The organism is Megasphaera indica, from assembly GCF_046614755.1.
GTDB lineage: Bacteria > Bacillota > Negativicutes > Veillonellales > Megasphaeraceae > Megasphaera > Megasphaera intestinihominis.
This window is the reverse complement of the sequence record NZ_JBKKJR010000066.1, coordinates 1-324: the sequence shown is the minus strand read 5'-3', so window position 1 is coordinate 324 and position 324 is coordinate 1. Positions and strand designations below refer to the sequence as shown.

Sequence of the window (324 nt, the reverse complement as noted above, 5' to 3'; positions counted from 1 at the left end):
CCCTCTCGTTTTTGCTTCGTCCTCTAAACGCAGTCTCCTCAGTTCTTTTAAAAAAGCATTCTCTATCCGGAGTTTGAGATTTTCATCCTCTAACTCCTGGACATGTTCCACGCTGGTATCGACGACTGGCTTCTGCTCCTGAGTATCTGGTTTTCTGGTTCGTGATTCGCTCAAAGTTCTTTTCCTGCCTTTCCTATGTGGCCGTAATGCATTCGGCCCAGCTATTTTAAATTCATTGACCCATCTGGCAATCATTGTCGGATTGTTGATTCCTACTTGAAGGGCGAGTTCCTGATATGAAAATTCGCTTGTTAAGTAAGACTG

1 protein-coding gene is annotated in these 324 nt (G+C 44.1%); it reads right to left on the bottom strand.

Going from position 1 to position 324, the window contains the following annotated elements; translation table 11 throughout:
* Positions 1-324, bottom strand: a 324-nt coding sequence (locus ACFCTO_RS12200) for a helix-turn-helix domain-containing protein (protein WP_499876975.1), incomplete at both ends; no start/stop codon positions are given.